Origin of the sequence: Streptomyces triculaminicus (genome assembly GCF_017349075.1) — a bacterium.
GTDB classification, from domain to species: Bacteria; Actinomycetota; Actinomycetes; order Streptomycetales; family Streptomycetaceae; genus Streptomyces; species Streptomyces triculaminicus.
Genome location: NZ_JAFMOF010000007.1, coordinates 97,092 through 120,830, shown reverse-complemented (window position 1 = coordinate 120,830; position 23,739 = coordinate 97,092). Strand labels below are relative to the sequence as shown.

The 23,739-nt window shown below is 67.3% G+C and carries 19 protein-coding genes, 1 pseudogene and 1 CRISPR repeat array; of the genes and pseudogenes, 14 read left to right on the top strand and 6 right to left on the bottom strand.

Features of this window, described 5'->3' with window-relative positions:
• Nucleotides 1-418: 418 nt before the first annotated feature.
• Both J1792_RS32590 and J1792_RS32585 read left to right on the top strand, forming a co-directional pair.
• The gene (locus tag J1792_RS32590; RefSeq protein WP_207248861.1) at nt 419-922 is read left to right on the top strand and encodes a hypothetical protein; all 504 of its coding nucleotides are present in this window, start codon (nt 419-421) and stop codon (nt 920-922) included.
• Nucleotides 923-1,195: 273 nt separating this feature from the next.
• The gene (locus J1792_RS32585; RefSeq protein ID WP_207248860.1) at nt 1,196-2,344 is read left to right on the top strand and encodes a Fic family protein; all 1,149 of its coding nucleotides are present in this window, start codon (nt 1,196-1,198) and stop codon (nt 2,342-2,344) included.
• 31 nt (nt 2,345-2,375) lie between these two features.
• On the opposite strand, the gene J1792_RS32580 is transcribed toward J1792_RS32585, so the two are convergent.
• Nucleotides 2,376-2,744, bottom strand: coding sequence for a hypothetical protein (locus J1792_RS32580; RefSeq protein WP_207248859.1), 369 nt, complete (start codon nt 2,742-2,744; stop codon nt 2,376-2,378).
• A 127-nt stretch (nt 2,745-2,871) separates the two neighbouring features.
• On the opposite strand from J1792_RS32580, the gene J1792_RS32575 reads away from it, so the two are divergent.
• The 4 genes from J1792_RS32575 (at nt 2,872) to J1792_RS32560 (ending at nt 5,853) form a co-directional block, all read left to right on the top strand.
• The gene (locus J1792_RS32575) at nt 2,872-3,936 is read left to right on the top strand and encodes a restriction endonuclease fold toxin-2 domain-containing protein (protein ID WP_207248858.1); all 1,065 of its coding nucleotides are present in this window, start codon (nt 2,872-2,874) and stop codon (nt 3,934-3,936) included.
• A gap of 58 nt (nt 3,937-3,994) precedes the next feature.
• Nucleotides 3,995-4,453 carry a hypothetical protein gene (locus J1792_RS32570; protein WP_207248857.1) on the top strand — a complete coding sequence of 153 codons (459 nt, stop codon included), beginning with the start codon at nt 3,995-3,997 and terminating at the stop codon, nt 4,451-4,453.
• 765 nt (nt 4,454-5,218) lie between these two features.
• Nucleotides 5,219-5,476 carry a hypothetical protein gene (locus J1792_RS32565; protein ID WP_207248856.1) on the top strand — a complete coding sequence of 86 codons (258 nt, stop codon included), beginning with the start codon at nt 5,219-5,221 and terminating at the stop codon, nt 5,474-5,476.
• The gene (locus J1792_RS32560; RefSeq protein WP_307843153.1) at nt 5,473-5,853 is read left to right on the top strand and encodes a PIN domain-containing protein; all 381 of its coding nucleotides are present in this window, start codon (nt 5,473-5,475) and stop codon (nt 5,851-5,853) included. Before J1792_RS32565 ends, J1792_RS32560 begins: the two co-directional genes overlap by 4 nt.
• Nucleotides 5,854-7,267: 1,414 nt before the next feature.
• Here J1792_RS32560 and J1792_RS32555 read toward each other — a convergent pair.
• The 3 genes from J1792_RS32555 to J1792_RS32545 all read right to left on the bottom strand — a co-directional run bounded on the left by J1792_RS32555 (nt 7,268) and on the right by J1792_RS32545 (nt 10,470).
• Complete coding sequence (locus J1792_RS32555) at nt 7,268-7,429, bottom strand: hypothetical protein (protein ID WP_207248855.1); 162 nt, start codon at nt 7,427-7,429, stop codon at nt 7,268-7,270.
• A gap of 294 nt (nt 7,430-7,723) precedes the next feature.
• Nucleotides 7,724-8,302 (bottom strand): hypothetical protein, encoded by a 579-nt coding sequence (locus J1792_RS32550; RefSeq protein WP_207248854.1) that lies wholly within the window; start codon nt 8,300-8,302, stop codon nt 7,724-7,726.
• A gap of 815 nt (nt 8,303-9,117) precedes the next feature.
• The gene (locus J1792_RS32545) at nt 9,118-10,470 is read right to left on the bottom strand and encodes a helix-turn-helix domain-containing protein (protein WP_307843152.1); all 1,353 of its coding nucleotides are present in this window, start codon (nt 10,468-10,470) and stop codon (nt 9,118-9,120) included.
• A 956-nt stretch (nt 10,471-11,426) separates the two neighbouring features.
• Here J1792_RS32545 and J1792_RS32540 point away from each other — a divergent pair.
• From J1792_RS32540 to J1792_RS36025, 7 genes and pseudogenes are all read left to right on the top strand, one after another.
• Nucleotides 11,427-12,167: a helix-turn-helix domain-containing protein gene (locus J1792_RS32540; protein ID WP_207248853.1), complete on the top strand. Its 741-nt coding sequence runs from the start codon at nt 11,427-11,429 to the stop codon at nt 12,165-12,167.
• A gap of 820 nt (nt 12,168-12,987) precedes the next feature.
• Entirely contained in the window at nt 12,988-13,623 is a 636-nt protein-coding gene (locus J1792_RS32535; protein WP_207248852.1) for a hypothetical protein, read from the top strand.
• Complete coding sequence (locus J1792_RS32530; RefSeq protein ID WP_207248851.1) at nt 13,616-14,887, top strand: MAB_1171c family putative transporter; 1,272 nt, start codon at nt 13,616-13,618, stop codon at nt 14,885-14,887. The genes J1792_RS32535 and J1792_RS32530 overlap by 8 nt, the downstream gene beginning before the upstream one ends.
• A gap of 347 nt (nt 14,888-15,234) precedes the next feature.
• Entirely contained in the window at nt 15,235-16,398 is a 1,164-nt protein-coding gene (locus tag J1792_RS32525; RefSeq protein WP_242647000.1) for an NAD(P)/FAD-dependent oxidoreductase, read from the top strand.
• Between the two features lie 208 nt (nt 16,399-16,606).
• Nucleotides 16,607-16,963, top strand: coding sequence for a hypothetical protein (locus J1792_RS32520; protein ID WP_207248849.1), 357 nt, complete (start codon nt 16,607-16,609; stop codon nt 16,961-16,963).
• Between the two features lie 131 nt (nt 16,964-17,094).
• A complete protein-coding gene (locus J1792_RS32515) occupies nt 17,095-17,655 on the top strand; it encodes a GNAT family N-acetyltransferase (protein WP_207248848.1) in 561 nt (186 codons plus the stop codon).
• 288 nt (nt 17,656-17,943) lie between these two features.
• Nucleotides 17,944-18,200, top strand: a pseudogene (locus tag J1792_RS36025) (ISKra4 family transposase); the annotation flags it as partial.
• An 8-nt stretch (nt 18,201-18,208) separates the two neighbouring features.
• Here J1792_RS36025 and J1792_RS32505 read toward each other — a convergent pair.
• Nucleotides 18,209-18,862, bottom strand: coding sequence for an SMI1/KNR4 family protein (locus tag J1792_RS32505; protein WP_207248847.1), 654 nt, complete (start codon nt 18,860-18,862; stop codon nt 18,209-18,211).
• Nucleotides 18,863-19,487: 625 nt separating this feature from the next.
• Here J1792_RS32505 and J1792_RS32500 point away from each other — a divergent pair.
• Nucleotides 19,488-20,087: an ALF repeat-containing protein gene (locus J1792_RS32500; RefSeq protein ID WP_207248846.1), complete on the top strand. Its 600-nt coding sequence runs from the start codon at nt 19,488-19,490 to the stop codon at nt 20,085-20,087.
• 362 nt (nt 20,088-20,449) lie between these two features.
• Nucleotides 20,450-20,783: direct repeats of the CRISPR family, unit length 29 nt; unit sequence CGGCTCACCTCCGCCTGCGCGGAGAGCAC.
• Between the two features lie 135 nt (nt 20,784-20,918).
• Here J1792_RS32500 and cas3 read toward each other — a convergent pair.
• A complete protein-coding gene (gene cas3 / locus J1792_RS32495) occupies nt 20,919-23,690 on the bottom strand; it encodes a CRISPR-associated helicase Cas3' (RefSeq protein WP_207248845.1) in 2,772 nt (923 codons plus the stop codon).
• Nucleotides 23,691-23,739: the final 49 nt, after the last annotated feature.

The window sequence follows — 23,739 nt, the reverse complement described above, 5'->3', positions numbered from 1 at the left end:
CCGAAGTCCCGAGAAGTGGTCCTGACCGGCAAAGAACTGACGAACAGCTACGAGTGCGCCTGCGGAACCTGGGCCCGGATCACTCACAAAGACACGCTCGCCCAGCACCCCACGCCGGAAGGGCAGCGCTGTCCCCTATCCGGAGAGCCGGTAACGACAGCCGCTCCCCGCCCTGCCGTGAAGGGGCTGCTGCACATGGTGCCACCCGCGCCGACCCAAGGGTGGCGGGCGGAGCCGCTCCCCAGCAGCAGCGGCTCCAGCGTGTATGCGATCCCGGCCGGCCTGCCCGGCCACGGGCGACGGCGTCGTTGACCGCCTAATGGCGGCGACTCCCAGACGACGTAGCTGCGCCGGGCTCGCTCCCGGGGACGGTGCCGCGCATTCTGCACTCAGGCGAGCTAACGAGGGTCTACCAGTGATGGAAACGATCATTGGCGTCGTCGCGACACTCGTCGGCGTTTTCGTGGGCGCGTCCCTGACACAGCGATCAGCTGACAGGCAGCGCCGGCTGATCGCCACCTTTGACCTGCACCGGGAACTGCACGGGGCGGAGATGATGCGCGCCCGGTTCGCCGCAGCTGAACTGGTCGAGCAGCATGCGGACAAGGACTACCGGGAACTGCGGGATCTGTTGGGCGCCCCGGCGATGTCTGACCTCCGCCAGGTCATCTACTTTTTCCAGCGGCTCTGGTTGGCGATCGAGCTTGGCGCCCTCCATGAGGAGTGCGCAGCACGCCTGTTTGGCGACACGTTCTCCTGGTGGTACGACACGACGTTCCAGTCCATGCTCGTTCCGTCAGAAACCGAGATGGCGCGTGACATCGAAGCTCTACACGGCTGGCTGGTGAGTCATGCAACCGAGGCGCAACAGCAATACTGGCGGGGAGCCGACCCTGATGCGTGGCGAAGGCGAGATGCGTAAGGCTGACGGATACTGTCCCGCCAGCCTATCGACCCGGTCGATCCTGGGATTCATCAGAGATGACATCCCGGCGGCCGCCTTCACCGGCCGATTCGGCCAGGTGAGGGGGTGCAGCCCTGCCCTGCGCTGGGAAGGCAGGCATCAAACCGCGCCACCCAGCGTCCTCAATTCACATCGACTTTGATCATGCAGACCCGCGCCAGGCGACCCCGGACTCGCATCGAAAAGACACACAAGCTTGACAGGATCATCCTGTCATGATGGCATTTGGTCATGCTGTACAAGACTCCAGCTCTGGACGCCGACGACCACCGTGTGCTCGAAGAGATCGAGCAGATGCGGATGCGCCTGCGCCACCAGCTGCGGGCGCAGCCTCGCTGGTCCGGTCAGCTGCGGCGCAACCTCACGGCTCGCGCGATCGCCGGGTCGAACACCATCGAGGGCTATGCCGCCACCGTCGATGATGTCGAGGCGTTGATGGCGGGGGAGGAGCCGCTGGAGACGGCGGAGCGGACCCGGGTGGAGCTGGAGGGCTACCAGCGGGCGATGACCTACATCCAGGCCCTCGCCGACGCCGGGGAGGGATTCCGCTACGACGTCGGCCTGCTCAACGGGCTGCACTTCATGCTGCAGGGCCACCACCTCGACAAGCGCCCGGGGCGCTGGCGCGACGGCCCGGTCTTCGTCACCAGCCCCGACGACCCCCTGGTCCCGGCCTACACCGCGCCGGACTTCGAGGACGTGCCCGCCCTGACGGGGGAGTTGATCGACTGGCTCAACACCGGTGACCTCGACGCCCCGGTTCACGTACGGGCCTCCATGGCGCACCTGAACCTGGTGAACATCCACCCGTGGAAGGACGGCAACGGGCGCATGTCCCGCGCCGTCTCCACTCTCGTCTTCGCCCGGGAATCGACGAGCCTGCTGCCGCCGGAGTTCTCCTCCATCGAGGAATGGCTCGGCCGCGCCCAGAACACCTACGCCTACTACCGCGTCCTGCAACAGGTCGGCGGCCCCGCCTGGGCCCCCGACCGCGACACCCACCCGTGGATCCGCTTCTGCCTCGAAGCCCACCACCGCCAGGCCCAGCAGGCCCAGCGCCGCACCGACCTGCTCTCCCGCGCCTGGATCCACCTCGGCGAAGCCGCCGAGCATGACGGACTGGACGAGCGCGTGGTCTACGCACTGCTGCCGGCCTTCTGGGGATCGAAGGTGCGCCGCACGGTCTACCAGGCCGATGCCGACCTGTCCGAGCAGCAGGCCATCCGCGACATACGCGAACTGGTCCGCCTCGGCTGGCTCGAAGCCCAGGGCCAGGCCCGCTCCCGCTACTACGCCCCAGGCCCTCGCATGGCGAGCGCTCAGGACCAGATCCGGCAGGCCGTCGAGCCCTACGCCGACCCTTACGCGCCCCACCCCTGACCAGGCACAACTACGCCGACGGCTCCCGGTGCTACTCTTCGTACAGACTTGAAGGGGCACTCGCCACTGGCCACTGCCCCTCTTTTCTTCGGCCCGCACACCTTCTGGTGTGCGGGCCTTTTTGTTCTTGGTCTCCCGCTGTACGAAGCCCTATGACAAGGCTGGCCGGGCGTTCGCCAAGGTCTACAAGCCCGCGGCGGCGACCACGCTGGACCAGATCGGCTTCAGCGCCGTCATTTTCGGTACGACGGGCCGGCAGCTGATGCAGACAGCCCGAGAGTTCATGGCGGCCGAAAGCAAGATCGTCGCCGACCTCATCCAGCAGCAGGTCGAGCTGACCGATGGCATGGGCGACCCGTGGGAGGACTGCGCCCAGAACTTCACCAAACTCGGCAAGCACCTGCCTGAGGTGGTGGGGGACACGGCCTGGTACCGGCAGTACGGGCCCGGTGGCGGGGAACGGTACCGCGGCAGTGCGGAGAAGGCCCGCGAGGTGGCCAACACCTGGCGCCACGCCTGGCAACCTCATGCACCGGCTCCTTGGCGATGCCCAGGTGTACGCGACGACCGCGAAGAACGCACACTCGGGCGAGGCAGCCCGCGCCTTCCACGACTACTTCAAGAACACCATCGGCTTCGGCGACCCGCCGGATCACGCCCAGGAGCACGAACCGCTCGTGGCCAACCTGGTGGCCGCCTGCATGCAGCTGTCCAAGGCCTGCGAGAAGTACGCCGACCACATCGAGCACGCGAACGTACAGATCCTCAACCACAAGGCGGAGCCGTTCCGCATCGAGGCCCCGTGGGACTCGCCCATGCTCGGCGGCAACGGCGACGACGGTGGCCTGCACTCGGCAGTCACCCACGACGGGCACATCCACTGCCTGGGCGACGTCGCCCACGCCCTGGACAGCGCCCAGGCCAAAGTACGCCTCCCCGGCGGCCGACCCCCTGGCGGGGGAATGCTGCCGCTCGTACCGGGACCGCGGCCTGGGGCCCCGGTCCCTATGGTGCCGGCCTCGTTCACCACCGCGTTCCCCGCAGCGAGTCCGCACAACCCGGCGATCCCTTCCCGGGACCCAATACCGCCCGACCCCACGACCGCCAAGCTGCTGGACCCAGCCGAGCAGGCCCAGTTCCGGACGTGGATGAACTCGCTGCGCGCCGGCGGGTTCGCTGGCGGCGGGGACCAGATGAACCCGGACAACGCCTACCAGCTGCGGACGGCCGGCTACCCCGAGCGCGAGTTGCCCCTTGGGGCCACGGCCACTGGCAGGAGCGGGAAGGGGCTGATGGCCGACGGCCTGCGGCCGGCTGACGGGTACGCGGTCGAGGCGAAGTACGTCCGCAAGCCGGACTGCCCGACGCCCTCGACGTTCCGCAGCATCGACGCGGTCAACAAAACACTGGGAACCCCACCCAAGCTCGACGGCAACGGCAACCCGAAGTTCGACCCCCGCCGGGACGGCATGTTCCCCGGCGACGAGAGAGAGCTCAAGCGCTACAAGGCGGCCATGGAGCAGTCCAGCGAGCTGCGAGGACTGGAGATCGTGACCAACGACAAATCGCCACCGTCTACTGGCAGAGCATGATGCTCATGAGCGGCGTGAACGGCACCGCCCGCTGCATACCCTGAGAAGGACACCACACATGATCACCGACAACCCGATCAGGGGCAGCTTCCTCTTCTTCCCACCCGTCGACAACGCCGCGGCATGGAACCTGCGCCTGGACGACCTGAGCCAGCAGCTGCTCGAAGCCTTCCCTGACTCCTCCGCATGGGCAGAGGGCCCCCTGGGACCCCGCCCCAGCGAAGCGCTCTCCTTCGAAGCGAAAATCAGCGACGGCGTATGGCTCGATGGCCTGGCCTCCACCCCCTTCGAAGGCATGGGCTCCATCCTCATCCGCAACGCCCTCGCCTCCGAGGCCGCAATCTTCGCCAAATGGCTCCGCGACAGCTACGCACCCGCTCCCGACCTCGTGCACTTCACCAGCGAGAAAGCCATGACCAACGGCGACGACTCCATCTGGAAGATCCCCGCCGAGGGAGACCTGGATGCCATCACCGCGAAACTCCAGCAGCACATCGACGCCACCGAAGAACTATGACGCCGGCCAGGCATCCTCGGCTGCTTCGGCAGCCTGGGCTGTCGCGCAGTACTGCAGGTCGGCGGCAGCGACGGCGCCTTCAGACAGCGGCGACCGAGGCGGCCGCCCTCGCAGACCTCCAGGCCAGGACCGTCCGCGCGACGTCTGCGGACGACGTCCGCGCCGGGCGCTGCGCCGGGCTCGGGCCGAGCGGTCCGGCCTGCCGCCCCAGCCTTGCTGCGCCGTGTCCCATCTGGCGGGCGTCGGTTCTTCTTGTGGGTGGTCGATCAGCGGTCGGGATGGGAGGAAGGGGTACGGAGGGAGAGGGGGAACACGCGGTGTCGGCGGACGGTCTCTCGCATTCCCGTGGGGGGACGTCTGGCTGGATGGAGGTCTCGCTCCGAAGAGGTCACGCTCTCCAGTTGATGTATCCGAGGTGCCACACGCTGCCCCAGCACAACGAGCTGGCGAAGGCTGTCGGGATCTTCGGGAAGGAGAATCATCGTCGACGAGACGGTCAACGAGGTCTTCTTCCGCAACGAAGTCGCTGAGTTCAAGGAGATGGACTCGCTGGAGGTTGACGTAACGTAACTGCAAGATCGCTGAAAGCGACGCGTTAGAGCGGACCAGCGCCTTCGGCGGACTCGTCGGCCTCGGCTCCGGCCTCACCGTCCAGCGCTTGGCCCGGCAACAGCGCCCCAGTGGCGCGTCGCGCGCGCCACCCAACGGAGCCGTGGGTACGGGTACGTACCCGTATGCTTCATGGTTATGGGAAGGAGTACCACGATGCCTGACGCCAACATCCGCCTCCCCGAGGAGGCCAAGGACCGCCTCGCCGCCCTCGCCGCCGCCGAGGGCCTGTCACTGCGCGCTTACCTCGCCCGTCTGGCCGAGACGCTACTCACCCCGGCCGAGCGAGCCGAGCGCGCCGAGAAGGCCCGGGCGGTGCTCCAGGAGTGGAACGGCTACGCCCCCACCGCCCCCGAGCAACGTGACCTGGACAGCGAGCTGGACCGCCGCCTGGCCCAGGTGACCGCCCGGTGACCGACGCCATGCACATCATCCTGGACGAGACCGCCATGACCGCGGCCGGCCAGGGCAACATCCTTGCTTCCCGCCTCATCCACCGGGCCCACGCCGAGGCGGGCTGGTACCTCTACGCGCCGACCTGCGCCCTGGTGGAAGCCGACCGCGACCGCCCGGGCACGGCCGAGCACCTGGTGGCCATGCCCGGCGTCACGGTGCTCGACCTCGACCTGCCTGCCGCCCTGGCCGTCGCGCGTCAGGCATCGTGGGCCGCCGCGCACAGCCAGTACGCAGCGCAGCCCACGCCCGACCGTCCCGACGGCGCGATCATCGCGACCACCGTGCCGAAGCGCTGGGAAGGCGAACCGGTCCGCGTTTTGGATCTCAATCCCTGAATCGATGCTTGCGGGTGTCTCCGGACGTCAGCTGAGCGCCCACTCGGCGGTTGACGCATCTCAAGGGCCCGAATCTACGTGACCTGGATTCGGGCCCTTCCCCGTCCTACTCGCGGTTTCTGCGACCGGATGTGGCCACCGCATGGGGTGCGGGGGAGCAGTCGAGCGGCATCAGCCCCGCCCAAGCGGGGCGCGCGGGCGAGGCTGATGCCGCATCGCGGCGTGTCCGCGCGTTCCCTCCCTCAGTCGACTGTCATTTAGTCCGATATGGAACGTTTAATCCGAAATTCCTTGCGTGGCGAGAAGAATCAGACGCTGCTGATCTGCAGCGAGGCATCCTGGTTCCGATCCACGAGCTACCCGGTGTGGTGGCAGGACGCGCCGCAGCCGAAGAGGCCTGCAGGCTGCTGGCCGACGAGCTGATCCCGGCAACGCTGGCACCAGCCCGAGTGGCCCTCCGCAGAGCTCTTGCCGTGGTACCTCAATCCGCGCGCGGCCCAGTACTGCCATGAGCAACGGTGGCGCTCGTCGTCCGCACTGCTCCCCCGGGGGACACATGCAAGTCGTGGACTTGCCTGAGGTGCGCGCAGATCCGGGCCGCGTGCGGCCGCACCGAACGGCAATGGCCCGTCGGCCGAGCGCCAGTGATTGGAGGGGCCCAGCCGGTCCGCTGAGGCCGTGCGTGTGATGGCGATCCGCCTGCAGAGTCGGTATCCGAAGCCGCTGTGGCGCGGAGTTGAGCTGCTCACCCAGCCCTGGGGCGGGCGCGAACGCCTCGTCCCCCGGCCCGCAAGTGACCGCGGGACGAGCAGGATGCCCACCTGGATCGCCGCCCGGCTGCGAGCTGGGCCTGTCCGCCGGCCATGTCTGGGTGACCAGGTCTTGGCTGCCCTGCCGGGCGAACTTCGTCTTCTCCTGGCGGTAGCCGCGTCCCCGGCTGCCGGCAGCACCCGACCCGCCAGACAGGTTGCCGCCGAGCCGATTCCACGTTCCAGCACCGCCCACACCTCGTCGGTGCGAGCAATGTTCCAGCTTGACTCCAGGGCCTCCTCTGGGTTCCAGCGTGTGATACCTGGAACAGCCCGGCAAAACCCTCGGGTCTGCGGGTGGAGGCACAGCGGCCGCACATGACACCACCTGCCACGCAGATCACCGACGGACTGTAGAAGTTGGGTGGGATCGTCACCCTGCTCAGCAGTGAGGCAATGCGGTCCTGTGAGAGGACTCCTCCCACAGGACCTGGCGCCTCCGTTGGACGCCTCGGGCAGGTAAGCCGCCGGGGCGATGCCTGGCACCCGCCAGCAGAGCACCTGCTCGTCAAGCGCCACCTCGGGATCTGGAGGACTATGACGGGCCGGGAGCAGGCGAAACACTGGGTCTTGCTTATAGCCGCATCATCTGTGGCGGTTGAGTCTCACTCGACCCACTCGATCTCCCACTGAGACGATTCTACGAATGATTCGAGTTCCGCTATGCCCTCTACCCAGTAATCCCCTCCATCCGTCGGCGCGGACAGATCGTTGACGAGGAAGACGTAGTATCCGCCCGTAACAGCGGAATCGTCATGGAGTTTCACGAAGTAACCTTCGCAAAAACCCGACAGGATGCGCCCGTATCTCTCCAGTCTGATTTTCGTCATTTATGGCTCAGTGTGAGTGGCACGTGATTATTGACCAATGGCTTCCCGGCTTCGTCAAAGATCTCGAAGTGCACGTGCGGCACGTCAGGCCAGTGGCCTCCAGCAACCGATTCGGGGTCGATGCGGAATCCGCGGCGCTTGTCGGCGCTCCGGAAGAGCCTGGGCAGTGGGCGAGGCAAGAATGATGACGGGGGGCGAGTGACACACTGCCCCCGCCTGTTGGACGGACGTTCAGCCTGCTTTGGCGGTCGGCACCTGGCCCAGCTCTGCCTGGCGCAGGCGCTTTGCCTGCATCTGGGCCAGGGACTCCAGCACCTGGGCGCTGTTCGGGTCCTTGTCCGAGTCTTGGTATGTCAGGACGGCGATGACGGTGCCCACGCGGACGGTCATCGTGATCCGCGGACCGGCGTAGGGGGCCCGGGGATCGGCGTAGGCGACGCTCTCGTCGCCGGCTCTCCGCATGGAGACCTCGGCGGCCCCGATTGCTCCATTTTTCTTGCGGTTCTTGAATGCCCTACTGGCCACTTCCCGGCCGGGACACGCCAGCAGGTCCCAGTTCACGGCGCCGGAATCGCCAGGTGCCCTGTACTGCACAGTGCCGGTACTCCAGTGCCACCAGCAGCCCTCAGGGCCATCGCCGTTCTTGGAGCACCGCTTCTCTCGGGGTACTTCCCGGGCCTTGAGCTGCGTCAGACCCGACTTCCAGCCCACTGGCATGCTCTGAAGATCCGGTAGAGCCTTTCTCAGGGCCTCGGCATCGAGCACGGTGTCGGAACCGCTCTGGCGGCTTTCGCCTCGCGCGTCACTCACAGGACTTGTCCCCTCGTGGGAACCGGCCTCACCTCCACCGCATCCGGTCACGGACACCATCAACCCCGTTGCCAGCACCCACGCGCGAGAGCGCGATCCAGACCAGAGGCGTCGCACGAGACCCCCCTTCTGATCCTTCGTCTCAAAGCGTTGAGTAGAGCATAGAAGGCTCAGGTTGCCCGCGCTGCCGCAGGTCAGCTGGCTGCTGCGGAGCATCGAAGCGCTTGGGATCCGCTCCCGATCCGGCAGTCCCGGAAGAAGGTCCTGGTTGCCGTCAGGTATCCGGCTTCGTGCGCGGGGGTATCGGCTCGCCATCGCGCTTGCTGAGGTCGAACTCGCATGGGATGTACTCCCCGATGGTCAGGCGGTCGACCTTGGCGACCCCCAATGTCCGTGACGACGACAGTGATCTCCTCGCCGACCTCGAAGTCCTCCGGCGGACCGGCCACCGGCCTACTGGGTCCGGCCGATATTCCCGGCAGGGACCTTCGCCGTGTCCGTGGAATCCCGCCTCGACGAAGGGCACGCGTGCAGCTCACCGAGCAGGTCGTGCGGTTCTGTCACTACATGCCGACCACGGATCGGGAGAAGTTCCTGCGTCTTGTCGACAGGATCGCAGCTGAGCCTGGTTTCCGTCTCGCCCGAGATGAGCCCTGGCCGCCGCGGTGAGGGGCTTCTCTGGAGCACTCGTGATAGGTGAAGAGTGGTCGGCGCCTCACCGACATGTATCGCGCCATCGCTATCCGCCCTGGCCGGCATGGCGTCAGCTCGAGACCTCGTACCTCGGCATCGGTCGTCGGCTCACTTCCGGTGCATCACTGGATTCCCAAGCTCATGCGACCACTTGTCCGCCCCAGGCGCAGAGCGTTGGCAACGATCTCGGCCCCATAGAGACGCTCTGCCTCGTCGCGGCCCAGGAAATCGACGGTGGAAGTAACCAGGCCTGTATCCCCCAGCATGAACGCCTGGCGAACCGCCCGGGCGTGTTCGCGAAGGTCGTCGTCGGACAGTGACTGCTGGTCGCCGTCGGCCAGTTCTTCGGTGCCGACCAGGCCCGGGTGAAGCCTGGTGATGGCCTGGCGGACGAGACGGGCGACAGCGTGACTCCGCGGAGTCTGCCAGGTGCCCTCCCATTCGGTGTGGCGGTCGGTCTCTGCCTGTCGCGACTCGCGCCACCAGCAGACCAGTGCCTCCCGCTTGGCAGGCGTGTCGTAGAGCAGGTGCGCACCGAGGAGGCGGTGGGCGAGAAATCCGGAAGGCCGGTGGATGATGCGGGCCGGGGAGTGGACGCCGAGCACGGCTATGACCTCGGTGGTGGTCCATCCGGTATCGGAGACGTCACGTACGACCCACGCGATGCGGGGTATGGAGGCGCGGTGGAGCCACGGCACCTGCCGGATGAGATCTCGGGCGAGCTGGTAACGGCGGCCGACCGCGTTGAACCTGCGGGCCGGCCTGGGCTTCTTCAACCTCGTAGCAGACCTGTTTCCCGGGTCGAGCTTGCTCTCAGGGGGTTGGGGAGAACTACCCGCAGTCGAACGACTTGAGGAAGTACCCCCCATTGGGGTGCAACGTGGGGCCGGCGTCACAGGCTTCTGTGGCCGCTTGGAGTTACGGGGGCGGCGAGGGCGTTTCAAGGCTCGCTGCGCCATCTTCGCGAGGCGCTTCATCAGGGGCCGGCCGGCGTCCTCGATCCCGCGTACGGTGCGGATGTACGGGTCGGACGTGCCTGTCCGCAGGCGTAAGGCGCGGTCGAAGGCCGGTGGGATGGTGCGGGCGAATTCGCTGGCCTGGCCGCCTTGGCCGCTCACTCGAGTTCCCTTGGCTCGGTAGGTGAGCAGGCCGGTCTCTCGCAGGATCGCGAGGTGGTACTGGATGGTGCGTTTGGACAGCTTCAGCACGCGGACGAGGTAGGTGATGCCGGGGCGGCAGGGGCTGAGGCGGGTGAGCTCTGCCGCGAGACGTACGGTTGTCTCGCTTACGCGGCGGGGCCCGTGGTCGCGGTCGGAGGCGTAGGCGCTGGTGAAGGTGAACCAGCAGACGGCCTGCATCCAGCTGAAGCCGTCGGTGGCGATACGCCCCGGGGTCGTGGCCAGCCACTGTTCTGGGGCAGGGTACAGAGTTGCCGGCTTCTCCTGGGCGGGGGCCGAGGGCAGGGCAGAGTGCACGGCGATCCGTTTCGGGGTAGCGCGAAGTAGGCTCGTCGCGCCGGGAGACGAAGACGGGCCTTACGGCTGGCAGAAGTGCCAGTGATGTGAGGCCGTTACACGGCCCGCGTGGTTACCAGAGGGTGAGAGCCGACTGCCTGGGGCTCCGCCGGCGGCTGCGCGATGGCAGGAGTCACTGGTGCTGCGGGGGCTCAGGATGCGAGCCGCCGTGGGAGCGGGAGTGGCGAAGAGCACCGCGCAGGTTGAGTGGAATCTTGTCCTCTTCCGCCGTCAGCCGGGTCGGGACGTTCATGTGAGCGGCGGAGAGATGGTTGCGCAGTCGTACACCGATTCCGAGTACCCCCTGGTGAAGGAGTCCGATCGCCGCAGCCTCCCTGTGAGCGGTGTTATCGAACCCCGGGCGCTTTACGGCACGCTGGATCTTCCGTCGGTCGCTGCTCATCGGCTAGCCCCCCTTGATGCGGCCGTTCGGGCGTTCTCTCGCACTGCCGACTACTCGTCGGCAGGGTGAGCGTCTTCTTGCCCAGCGGTCGTGCGGGGTGTCAGGTCGCGTGCGGCGCGGTGGCCGCCTTCGGTGCTGCCCTGCATTGCGCTGGTGGCACGTTTCCTGGTGTGTGCGGTTGGCCTCTGACTGTCCGAGGCAGAGCGGTGGTCGCGCCGACGGAGGTCAGACACCGTCCCGCCCAGCACGACTCGTTGATCACCTTTTAGCCCCCCGCAGCGGCACGGACGGTGGAGGCGCTGGAGAGCGCCTCCACACAGGGTTGTCGACGTACGGGATCATGCTGGGCCCGCGACACAATGTCAACAATTGTAGAGCTGGGCGTGTCTACCTCACTCCGGGGCCACCATCGTGTATGTGCAGCATGGCGTGAGCGGCCAGCGCCGGATAACCTCTGACGAACTTGTGCGTGTGAGCACTTCACCTACGCCCGAACCAGGAGAGCACCCCGGCCATGACCGACGCCCTCGACGCGCTTCATGCGGATGATCTCGAGAGGGGCATCGCATCGGTCGACGAGCTACTGCACGTGCTCGGCCTCAGCCGCGAGGTCATCGACCTCGACAAGATCTCCTACGACACAGGACTCACCGTCGAACGCGTACGCGGCCTCCTCGCCGGAGAGGAAGCCGGCCCCGAAGACCTTAGCCAGACGTTCCAGCGACGCCTCATCTTCCTGAGGGAAACCCGCCGCAAGCCCAATGGCAAGAAGTACACCCTCGACGAGATCGGCCAGGGAGCCGGCATCTCCAAAGGGCAGGTCGGATTCCTGCTGAACGGCCAGCGCATGCCTGGGCTGGCAGGCGTCAGCAAGCTCGAGCGGTTCTTCGCGGTTCAGCCAGGCTTCTTCACCGCCACCGACCGGCAAGCGCTTCGCCGGGCGCTGCAGCCCATCCACGAGCAGCTCACCCATCTCGCGCTGCTCAAAGGCCAGGGCATCACCCGGCTCGCCATGCGCAGTGGAGCGAGCGGTGAGGACAGCAAGCTCGACCGTGAGCTTCGCGCGGCTCTTACCGTCGCTCTGGCAGAGCCGGAGGGGGACAGGGAGGACCCTGAGCTCCGTGAGCTCACGGAGGAAATCCGGGCACTGCCCACCAAGAGCCGCAGGCGTATCTTCCCGGTGCTTCGTGGTCTCCTGGGCCTGGCCCGCCCAGAGGAGGAAAAACCCGCCCGTTCCTCGGCCGCCGAGGTCTGAGCGACCATCGACGAGCGGTGGCCGTCGTGGCGCGAGCGATGTCCGGTTCCGTGAACGGGACACTGTGCGAGCAGCAGTCTGTCGCCGGTCGCGCCCATGCGGCGGGCGCCCTGCGGAAAGAGCTGGTGGGCATCCCACTTGGCGCTTCTCAGGCCGAACGTGAACCAGCCGCCGGCGGCGTGCATCACGACCTGACTGATGCCGAGTGCCCACACGCTCCGGCTCCCGGGACCACCTGTGGGGACCAGTCGCTGGCCTGCGCAGACGACGCCCACTTCGCCGACCAGCGGTGCGGCCGACGGCAGAGGTGGCGCAAGCCTTGTGGCCCGGCAGAGGGAGTCCGGGCAGGCAGGCCTGGGCAGGGAGTGGCGGCCCGGCGGCGCCCAGGGCACGCCCGCCTCTGAGTTCGACTGTTGTGCTCACCAGGCCACGTTCTCCTGAGCGAGTGCACGGCGTCGTGAGTACTCGTACTCAAACCCGTCCGATGGATGCGCAGACAATGGCGGCTGTCCGTCCGGACCCATTGCCCCTGCCGAGGCGACGAGTTCCGCACGAACTCAAACCGGACCGCCTGACTCCGGTCCTGGAGGGTGGCTGGCACCGCCCACCACTGCGGCCGGGGACCGGGAGGCCCCGACGCGAGGTCTCTTCTCGGCCATCACCTTCACCCCGCGACAGCTCATATATGCAAATTCGGACACGATGTGGCACGTTGCGCTGCCAGCTGTTCACAGACAGGTAGGTTTACGGCCGCAGAACGAACAAATGTTCCTCGATGTGTCGCTGCGGAATCGCGCGGAAATAGGCCAGTCAACCGACCATGTCCAAGCCCTTCAGCAGGCGACGCCGGGCTGACGACCCATCACCCGAGCCGGAGCGGGAGCCTCCGGGCACAGATACGAACCAACCGCCCGGTTCCCTCTGGAGAGCCCTGCGGGAACAGTGCGCCATACTCGTCGCCACCTGGTCGATCACCCGGCTCATCCACCGAGACCTCGGACTCTCCGGCATCAGGGACATACAAGATCTCGTGGACGCGGTCGCCACGAAGCGCGCCAAGCCCATCACCGTGACCGCGGTACCCCTCCCACCCGAGGTCTCCGCGTTCTGCGCCAGAGGCAGAGACCGTGACCACATCGTCGTCGACGCGAACGCGGCCGAGCTCACACGCCTCCACGCACAACTTCACGAGCTCTTCCACCTCTGGGAAGAACATCCCAGCGGCGACGACAACGACCAACCCATGACCGAGGAAACCGTCCGCCGACTCCTCCCAGGGCTCAAACCAGGCCCCGTCCTTCAAGTCCTGACCCGATCGCACTACGACAGCGCTCACGAGCGCAGAGCCGAGGCGTTCGCCACCGTCATGCTGCAGCGACACCTACGACTCCGCCGCGACCGCAACACCGACGGCCTCATCACCTCAACCCTTACGCACAGGAGAACGGGTGTCTGAGCACGCCTCAAACATCGCCTACCTGACCATCTGCCTCATCACCTGCGTGATCGCCTGCTGGAAAGGACTGGCCGCCCTGCGCGACCCCACCCCCACACTGGTCCTGATCACCACAACCTTCGTGTGCTGCGTCGCGGTCTACCTGACGGCAGCTCCCGTCGGCTACCGCGCTCTGGGAGAAGCCGTCGGCCAGCCCAGCTTCGCAACCCTGCCGGTCTACATCGGCATCCTCACCTGCTTCGCCCACCTCCACCTGCTGGCCCTGCTGTGGAATCCGCGACTACGGCAGACACCAGGAAAGGTCCGCCGCACCATCACGGCATGGAGCACCGCGTACGTGGCAGCCGCCGTCGTCATGGCCGTCACCTTCTGCTCCGCCGACCTCAGCGGCCCGGCCGATCCGCTCAAATTCAACACGAACTTCGCCCACGACCCGCTGATTCTCCTCTTCCTCACCATCTTCCTGACCATGCTCACCTGCGGCACACTCAGCGCCTGGCGCCACTGCCACAAGATGACGCTGGACGACCCCACCCTGCAGCACGCCGTCCGCGCCATCGGCGTCGCCAACCTCTTCTACTTCGCCTACGCGGTGTGCAACGCCCCGGCCATCATCTGCGCAGCACTGGGCAGCCATGCCCTGGACACCGTCGGCGTCCTGGGCTCCTCCTTCGGCGCGACCGGAGCCCTGATCGCCAGCTACGGGCTATCGGGCGCGGCAGTGAGCGCCTGGCTCAAGGAATGGCGAGACATCCGGGCACTGCAGCCCCTGTGGGAGCTGGTGGTGGCCGGCGTCGATCACGAACTCGCCTTCTCCGAGCACAGCGCCCGCAGCCACCGCCTGGGATGGAACGCCGGCTTCAACCTGCACCGCAGGGTGATCGAAATCCTCGACGGCATCCGGGCACTCCGCCGCTGGGGATCCCAGGCCCCCGTCGAAGCCGTCCACGCGCTGCACGCCCGCGACTTCCAGAGCAATGACGGCAAGCCCCTGCCCCCGCACGAACTCGAAGCGATCGCGACGGCCGCGGCCCTCTGCTTCGCCTCCGAACGCTTGCAGGCCGCCCGACAAGCAGCGAGCACAGCAGGACGACCGGGCCGGCTCACGCCACCGGAGCAGAAGGCTGCCCCCATCCCCGGCGAGAACACACCCGCCGCCGATGAACGCGCCCGGCTGCTGCGCGTGGCCCAGGCCCTGCACCACCCGCTGGTCACCGCGGCCCTGCACGCCTGCACGCAGGGGACCGAGCCTGCCATGCCCTGACCAGGACCAGACCAGCGAGCGCTTCAGCCGGACACCACGCAAACGTCACACCGCCTGCCTCCGCGCAATGCCCGGCCAAGACACCGCGATAGTGTCCCAACACCGCAAAGAACCAACGGAGTTCTTTCCGGCGCTAACGACAATGCGGACACCATCCGCCGAGTGGGGGTTTCATGCGACGAGTAGTTGTCATGGGTGGAAGCTTCGCCGGCTTAATGGCCGCTCGCGTACTAAGCGACCACGCCGACGAAGTCGTCATCCTCGAACAAGACGAGATATCCGAGAACGGACTGGGCCCAGGAGCGCCCCACCGAGCTCAGCTCCACGCACTCCTCGCCATGGGGCACATGCAGCTCGAGCGCTGGTTCCCCGGCATCGTCAAGGAGCTCATCGCGGACGGCGCGCAACTGGGGACCGGCACAGCCATCCAGTTCTACGTCGACAACATCCTCAAGGTCCCTGTCCCCGACACCGAGATGATCGGCGCCACACGCCCGTTCATCGAAGCCCATCTCCGAAGCCGCGTTGCGGCGCTGCCCAACGTAGAGCTCAGGACAGCTCAGGCACGCGACCTGATCATCAGCGGCGATCAGGTCCGCGGCGTACGCTTTTCATCGGCATCCGACGGCCGACACTCCGCCACACCCGACGGGGAGCTCGCCGCCGACCTGGTGGTCGACGCCATGGGGCGCTCGAGCCGGCTGAGCAGCTGGCTGGAGCACCACGGCTGGGAACAGCCCCCTTTGCACCGTCTGCGCGTGGACCTCGGCTATGCCACGGCGTTCTTCCAGCGCGGTGACGAGCTTCCCGGCACCCAGATGGCGCAGGCCACTCCAGGCCCGGCGAGCAGCTACCGGCCCGCGATCACCGAGCCGGGAGCCCTGACGGCAGTAGAGGGAAACCGGTGGAGCGTCGTCCTGGCCGGCTACACCGACTACCGCCCCAGCCGTGACCCCGAACAGTTCCTGACCCGCATGCGCCGGTGCGTCCCCCCTCTGCAGGAGGTTGCGAACCAGTGCGCCATGGTGGACAACGAGGTCAAGACCTACCACTTCCGGGAAAGCATCAAGCGTGACTTCGCCAGCCTCGGCCGCCTCCCCCGAGGCCTGATGGCCATAGGTGACGCACTCGCCTCGGTGAACCCCATCTACGGCCAAGGCCTCACCCTCGCCACATTGCAGGCCTCATGCCTCTCCGCCCACCTCCAAACCGGAGGCCGGCCCCAGGACAGCATGTGGGGGTACTTCAGGCGGGCCAGAGCAGTCGTCGACGCCGCCTGGCAGTTGTCCTCGACCGCCGACCTCGCCCAGCCTCATGTCACCGGTCCCTACCCGCCGGGGTACCGCCTCCTTCGCTGGGCAGGCGACAAGGTCATGGTCGCCTCGATCTTCGACCCGGTCGTGAACCAGGCCTTCATGGATGTCCTCCATATGAAGGCTCACCCCAGGACACTCACCAATCCACGACTGCTCAAGCGCGCCGCACGAGCCTTCGCCATACCCGCCGCCTGACAAGACACTCGCGCTGCCTGCCCCGCACCGAGCACAGCGGTCCGACAGCCGGTCCCGCACCCTGGCGAGCACCAGGGGCGGGGCTCACCACAGGGCGGCTGGGTGCTCAGGCTCGGCAACGGTCGCTGTTCGGGGCCGTGACTGTCCGCCGGGGCGCCTGGCGGAGGCCCGGCACCATCACCATCTACCCGGCGACACAGCCCTGTCATTGCCAGCGCAGCCGCACTCGTACGCGCTGGCGCGGCTGGCCGTGCTGGAATCGGTGCGGGTCTCGTTCGACGCCACGACCGCGGTGGCCCGCCATCGGAACCACCAGGTCGCAGACCTGGTCATCGGCACCGCGGTGGACATCGGCGCCTTCCACCGCGCGCGGACTCCCGCCCCGTGCACTGCCGAGACGCTGCTGGTTTTCTCGGTGCACGGCAAGGGCATCGTCATGCGCCCGGACGCCCCACGGCCCGCGCCCCGGAAAGCCGCTTACGGCGCTCATCAGCAGCAGGGAGCTCGACCCCTGGCGGAGCTTTCACCTCTCCCGCGAGCACCGCCGCATCCACCCACCCCCTGACCAAGACGGATACGCCCCACGGCCTGATCCATACCATCTTTCAGTCATGGGGATCTGCGGTCCCGAAGTGCAGGTTATCCAGGGTTCCCGAAAGCATGGACATGAGATGTCAGGCCTTGATCCAATAGGGGATGACATCGTTTTGGACGGGCAAGCGGGTACGCCTGCGCGGTATTGAGCCCGATGACTGGTCCGCGTTCATGCGCTTCGCTGAGGACGAGGAGCGACTGGGAGACGTTCTGCACCCACCCCGGTCCGCCGAGGGCTGTCGCGTCTGGGCGAAGGAGCAGTCCGCTGCCAAACCTGACGGTGACTGCTTCCAGCTGGCGATCGAAGCAGTCGACACGGGGGAAATAGTCGGTGCCGTCGGCTCGCATCACGCTGACCCACGGATGGGCTGGTTCGAGTACGGCGTCACGATCGGCGCTGAGCATCGCCGCAAAGGCTACGCGGCAGAGGCTGTGGTGCTGCTGTTGCGCTTCATGTTCGCCGAGCGCCGCTATCACAAGTGCGAAGCGCGGATCTTCGCCCATAACGAGGCATCGCTGGAGCTTCATCGCCGGCTCGGTTTCGTCGAGGAGGGCCGCCTCCGCGATCACGTGTTCCTCGCCAGCCGGCACCACGACCTCGTCATGATGGGCATACTCGCTGACGAGTTCGCCCAACTGCACTCGATAGGCAGCCTTGAGTAGGAGAGCAAGCGATACCCCAGACCGCCGCGCGTCTCCCCAGCTCAAGCAGTCCCTACCGGCGAGCCACACCCTTCCCGAATACCTGTGGCAGGCGGCCTGGTCCTTCCACCACAGTGGTGATCCCGCCGCCGAGGACTGGGCCGCCGCCCACGCGCTCACCATCCTGGCCACCGGTGCCCTGCAGGCAGCCGAATCGATCGGAGACCAGGCCGGCGCCGCGGAGCTGACGCCAGCTCAGCGGCATGGCGCAGACGTCTGCATCCGCTACTCACCAGCAAGGAAGCGTTCCTGCGCTACGACCGTGCCCTCGCGGCAGGCTGGCCCATCGCGACCGGCGTGACCGAGGGCGCCTGCCGGCATCTGATCACCGACCGCCTCGACATCACCGGCGCCCAATGGGGTCTCGAGGGCGCCGAAGCCGTCCTGAAACTCCGCGCGCTCATCAGCAACAGGACCTCGAGGACTACTGGCGCTTCCACCTTGCGCGCGAGAACTGCCGTGTCTACCCGTCCCCTGACCAGGGCAGATACCGTCTCGCAACCTGATCAACGCTCTACGTCCCACTGCTGGACGTCCGAGTCCGAATATCCCATTCGAGGCATCTCAGATCCGACGATGTGCTTCGGAACTCCGGCCAGTAATACCTGAAGGGTGCCCCGGTCTCAAGGGCGTCGGCCAGAACATTGAACAGCCCAGCGAGGCTGGGCGCCCACTCGGTTGCGTCGACGGCGCCCGAACCAATGCCCATCTCATAGACGCGGCCGTACGTCGGGCCGGGACGGTGGTCGACGAAGGCGACGCCGCCGTCGATGGGGAGGGCGAACGGGACCCACTGGTGGGCATGCCCGCTGAGGTCGTCCTCCTCCCACAGCTCGGACGCAAGGTTCTCCTCACCGAACTCGACGAGCTCCACGTGCTGCGAAGCGATCCGGCTGGTGCAGCTCAGCCGGTGACCCAGCGGCAGAAAGCCGCCTGGCTGGTCGCCCACCGCAACACCAGCCTGGAGCTCGGCGACACCGTTGTGCCGCTCAAGCAGTGCTCTCAGCTCCGGGTGAAGAGAGAAACCAAGGTCTGCTTCAAGCCCGGTGATCTCCTGCGCGGTGGCGGACGGCCGCAACGCGGCGTAATCATCCGGCGAGTTCGTGGCCAGCCAGGAGGTGAAGCGATCCCACGCCTGATCGAAGTCGCCAAGGTCTATGTGAGTCATGGAGCGAACCTAAAACGCAGCACTGACATCCAACCCTGTCGCGACTCCCTCCAGCAGAGCTACACCCGTCGGCGTTGACCACCCAGGATCCGTCCGTGTTTCGGGCGGAGGCATCGGTGCCTGCCTGGAGGGCGCACAGGATCTTCCAGGCCCCGTCGGCAGACCAGCGGCGGTGGCGTTCATAGACGGTCTACCAGGGGCCGTAGCGTTCGGGCAGGTCACGCCAGGGAATCCCGGTCCGCGTCCGCTAGAGCACTCCGTTGACCACCGTGCGGTCATCGGCTCACCGCCCGCCCGGCCCGCCGGTCGCCAGCAGCAGCGGAACGATACGTTCCCATTGCGTGTTGGTCAGTTCATGCCGCCGCACCATACAAAGCTCCAACCCGCGACGGCAGATCCACCACCCGGACACGAGACACCGTTCAGGGGCGTCCACTGCAGGCTCAGACCTCCTGCCTCGTTGGCTGCAGGATCGGCGGGCACGCGGAGCCATAGCCGGCGCGCCCATGGGAAGGAGCCGCCAAGCACTGGATCTAACCAGTGGATCAAGTCGGGTTTGGCTCCTATAGTTGGCCGACGCACAGATATCACGAAAAGGGTGGGGAATACCTTGAAGTTATCTCGTATGGCCGCGGTGATCACCGTGGCTGCCATCGCTCCGGCCGTCCTGCTGACCTCGTCGGCCTTCGCTGATGGCGCCGCCACGGGTTCGTCTACACCGTCGGCCCAGAGCTCGGTGACGAAGACCGCCGTGCAGCAGAGCGAAGAGCCCACCGGCAAGGACCAGCAGGTGGAGAAGGACCGGAACGAGATCCTGCGCATCATCAGCCTCGGAGGCCCGGGGGTGAAGGCTGCGGGTAAGGCGGCGCTCGATGGCACGCCCGCGGACATGAGGAAGTTCCTCGAGACCGGTCAGTTCGAGGAAAGAGACACCGACAACGAGGTCCTCATCTCGCGGATCATCTACTTCGGTGGTCCTGGGGTGAAGGAGGCCGGCAAGGCCGCGCTGAAGGGCACTCCGGAAGACCGGGTCGCCTTCCTGGAGGCCGGTCAGTTCAAGGCCCTGGACGAGGACAACTATGTCCTCATCTCGCGGATCTTCAACGAGGGGGGACCCTTCGTGAAGGCTGCGGCCAAGGCGGCGTTGAAGGGCACTCCGGAGGATCGGGTCGCCTTCCTCCAGACCGGTCAGTTCGAGGCACGCGCTAAGGACAAGAAGGCCTAGAGCTCAAGACTGTCTCGTGGTGCTGTGATCAGGTCCGGGCCGAGCGAGGGCCGGTCGGGCATGCGGGCGACGCCGCTGGTGGCCCAGCAGAGGCCGTTGCTCCGCCCTGGTCACAGGCTCCACCCGCCACTCGGCCATCCGGTGAGCTGCCAGCGATGCACCATGCCGGAGGGCGGGAGCAGCAATGGCACCTGACGGCCTGCCATCGCGTCCACCGGGTACACCACAGACGGGTTGTCCTTGCGAGATCCGCACTCGTGGTCCTCACGCCATTCCAGGGCCGCCACCGTGCCTCGGGCCCGCTTCGCATCCATCAGAAAGGAAAGCGCACGACCTCCGGCGCTATTCAGCTCAAACGACCGTGGCTCACCTCCGCCTGCGCGGAGAGCACGCGGGGTGGGTGGTCCCTCCGGCCGGTCGGCTCGGCTCACCTCCGCCTGCGCAGAGAGCACACCACGATGGTGTCTGCGGCCTGACCGGTCTCCGGCTCACCTCCGCCTGCGCGGAGAGCACGCGGCGATGCGCTTCTCGTGTTCCTTGGTGAGCGGCTCACCTCCGCCTGCGCGGAGAGCACTTCGGTGCCGACGGCGGCAAAGAACCCGGCACCGGCTCACCTCCGCCTGCGCTGAGAGCACATGGCGCTCGCCCAAACCGAGCACGTCTCCGCCGGCTCACCTCCGCCTGCGCGGAGAGCACGTGCCCCATGACGGTATCTGTATGGCGCTGACCGGCTCACCTCCGCAGCGCAGAGCGGACGCCATCTGTACCGCAGCGTCGGGGTAAGTGGCCGGGGCACCTCCGCGCAGCGCGGAGAGCATCATCGTCATACGGTCAGCGGCTGACGAGGCCGTTCTCCGGGTCGACGATGAGGGTTTTTCTGTCTCCCCGGTACGCGCCGATCGTGGTGCGGGTTACCGGGTGGGGAAGGAGAACGAGGTCCCGGAGTCCTGGGACGTCTGACCACGTGGCCGGCGGGTCGGTGGCGGGATCGTGGCCGGCAAGCCATTCGCTGTTGATCGGGATGGTGGCATTCATCAGTCGCCTGATGGTCTGCCGGTCCCCGGGATCGACCTGCCGGGGCAGTGCTGTCCTGTGGGTGTGGTGGGTGGGGTGCAGCCAGTGGCGTCCGTCGGCGGTGAGGTAGGTGGGCAGGACGCGGGTGCTGTCGGCGCCCAGGCGGGTGGCGATCTTGTCGGGGTGTTGGTCGGTGTTGGTCAGTGGGTGGAGGTCGCGGACGCTGTTGGGCGGGTCGATCGTATAGAGGGTGGCCGTGGCTGCGAGTTGCATGTCCTCGGCGATGCGGTGGATGTCGTCGGCTTTGGCGAATTCCGGGCTGTAGACCTTGTCGACGAGGTCTTGGATGTCCTCGGGGACGCTGATCTGCTTGGTCTGGATGCTGTCCTTGATCTGCTGATCGTCGTCCGCGTCATGCAGTGTGCGGAGAAGGTCCCGGGTGCGGCGCAGGATGGACTGGGGGTAGACCTTGCCCCAGTGGCGGGGTGGGAGCTGGCCTGTGGGGACGAGGACGGCGAGGCGTGGCTTGCCTGTGGGTGCCCAGGTGGGGCGGTCGTTGCGGGGGTGGCGGTGGCCGCGGCCAGCGCGTTGGAGGAGGAGGGCGAGAGGGGCGAGGTCGCTGATGACGAGGTCGAAGTCGACGTCGAGGGACTGTTCGGCGATTTGGGTGCTGATGACCACGAAGGGCCGGGTGGGGCGTTTGCCGCGGCGGCCGGTCCAGCGTTGGATGCGGCGGGTGACAGCGGCTCGTTGCCGGGCGGGCATGCGGGCGTGCAGGAGCCGGACCAGTGGCGGCCGGTCGGTGGTGCTCCAGGCGGTGGCGAGGAGGTCTTTGGTGGCCTGGGCGTCGGCGACGGTGTTGCAGACGATCAGTGCGCAGCCGGTGGACGTTTCCTGAAGGGGGCTGAGGAGGTTGAGAATGGCGCGGGCGCGGCCGTCTGTGTTGTCTGGGTTGTGGGTGTGGGTGCAGTCGACGGTGTTGACGGTGAGGGTGTGGGCGCGGTGGGAGCCGAGCGCTTCTTTGGGGGTGGTGATGGTGCCGGTGGCGTGGTCGGTGTAGGTCCAGCCGGGGTAGCTGATGGGGATGGGTGGGGTGTCGGTGTGGCCGGCGCCGTGGCGGTAGGCGTGGACGAGGGCTGCTGCGGTGTCTCCGGTGACGGTGGCGGAGAGCAGGATGACGGGGACGCCGAGGGCGCCGAGCCATTGCAGGAGGCGCAGGGTGAGGGCGTGGCCGTGGGCGTCGTAGGCGTGGACTTCGTCGATGATGATGGTCTTGCCGGACAGGCCGAGCCAGCGCATGGCCATGTAGCGGTGGGGGAGGACGGCGAGGGCGGCTTGGTCCCAGGTGCCTACGGCGATGCCGGTGAGGAAGCCGCGGTGTCGGCCGCGTAGCCATTCGGCGACGGTGTCGGGGTCGCAGGTGGCGCTGTGCAGGTCGTCGGGGGTGTAGGTGGCGTCTAGCCAGGCCATGGCGTGGAGCAGGGCGACTGGTGGTGGGGTGTGGCAGTTGGCGCGGGTGTGGTCGCGTACGCGGGTCCACATGGCGTCGGTGGTGGCCATGGTGGGCAGGAGGAAGGCCAGGCCTTTGGTGCCGGCGGCCGGTCCCATGATCCGTTCGCCGAAGAGGGCGCCTTCGGTTTTGCCTTCGCCGGGGGGTGCGGTGATGAGCAGCAGGCCGGGGCCGCTCGCCAGGTCAGGCAGTTCCTTGGCGAGGCTTTCCTGGACGGGGTGCAGCTTCTGTCCTCGGAGGTGTGGGAAGAGTGTGGGGAAAGTCCTGCGGCGGCGCCAGGTGGGCGGGGTGAGCTGAGCCTCGCGGAGTGCTTTGGGCGCGGCGCGGCGGGCGCGGCGGACGTGGGCTTCCCAGCTGCGGGTGCGGTCTGTGTCCCAGCGGCGTTGGCGGTCGCGGATCCAGGGGAGTTGGGAGGCGAGCCAGTCGGCGAGGACGATCAGGCCTGTGGTGACGACGGCGGCGGGCCCACGGGCCGTTCGCGTGGGGTAGCGAGGGGTGCCGAAGAGGTGGTGGATCAGGTGGATGAGATTTTCTCGCTGGGCGTCCCACTCTTTGTCTCCCAGTCCTGGCACTGCAGCCAGGGGGCAGGAGAGCGCGTCGCCCTGGTGCGAGAGGGCGGGGGGATAGGTGCCGTGGTGGCCGCCGATGATCTGTGCGATCTGGTGGGCGACCAGGTTGAGGGGGCGGCCGGTCAGGGGCAGGCCCTGGACTCGGTTGAGGAGTTCGGGCAGCACGAGGTGTGCCGCTCGTTGGTGGCTGGGGGACCGGAATGTGGCGGGGAGAGGGTCGTAGCCGGGGAGTCCGGTGACCTGGTCGGCTGCGGGGGCGCAGGCCTGGAATCCCGGGGTGATCTTGGCGATGTCGTGGAGCCCGGCGAGGCAGATGAGGAACTGGCGGGCTTCGGTCTCGCTCAGGCCCCAGCCGTGGGCGATGACGTGGCGCTGGCGTGGGGTGAGATAGCGGTCCCATAAGGCGGCGGCCATGACTGCTGTGTCGATGGCGTGACAGCCCAGGGAGTAGGGGTGGTCGAGGCCTCGCTCCTTTCCCCACGGACGGTCATCAAACGGACGGGGCAGCAATGCGGGGATCCTTACGTCGTGGCGGGCCCGGGCCGGTGCGTCCCGGACC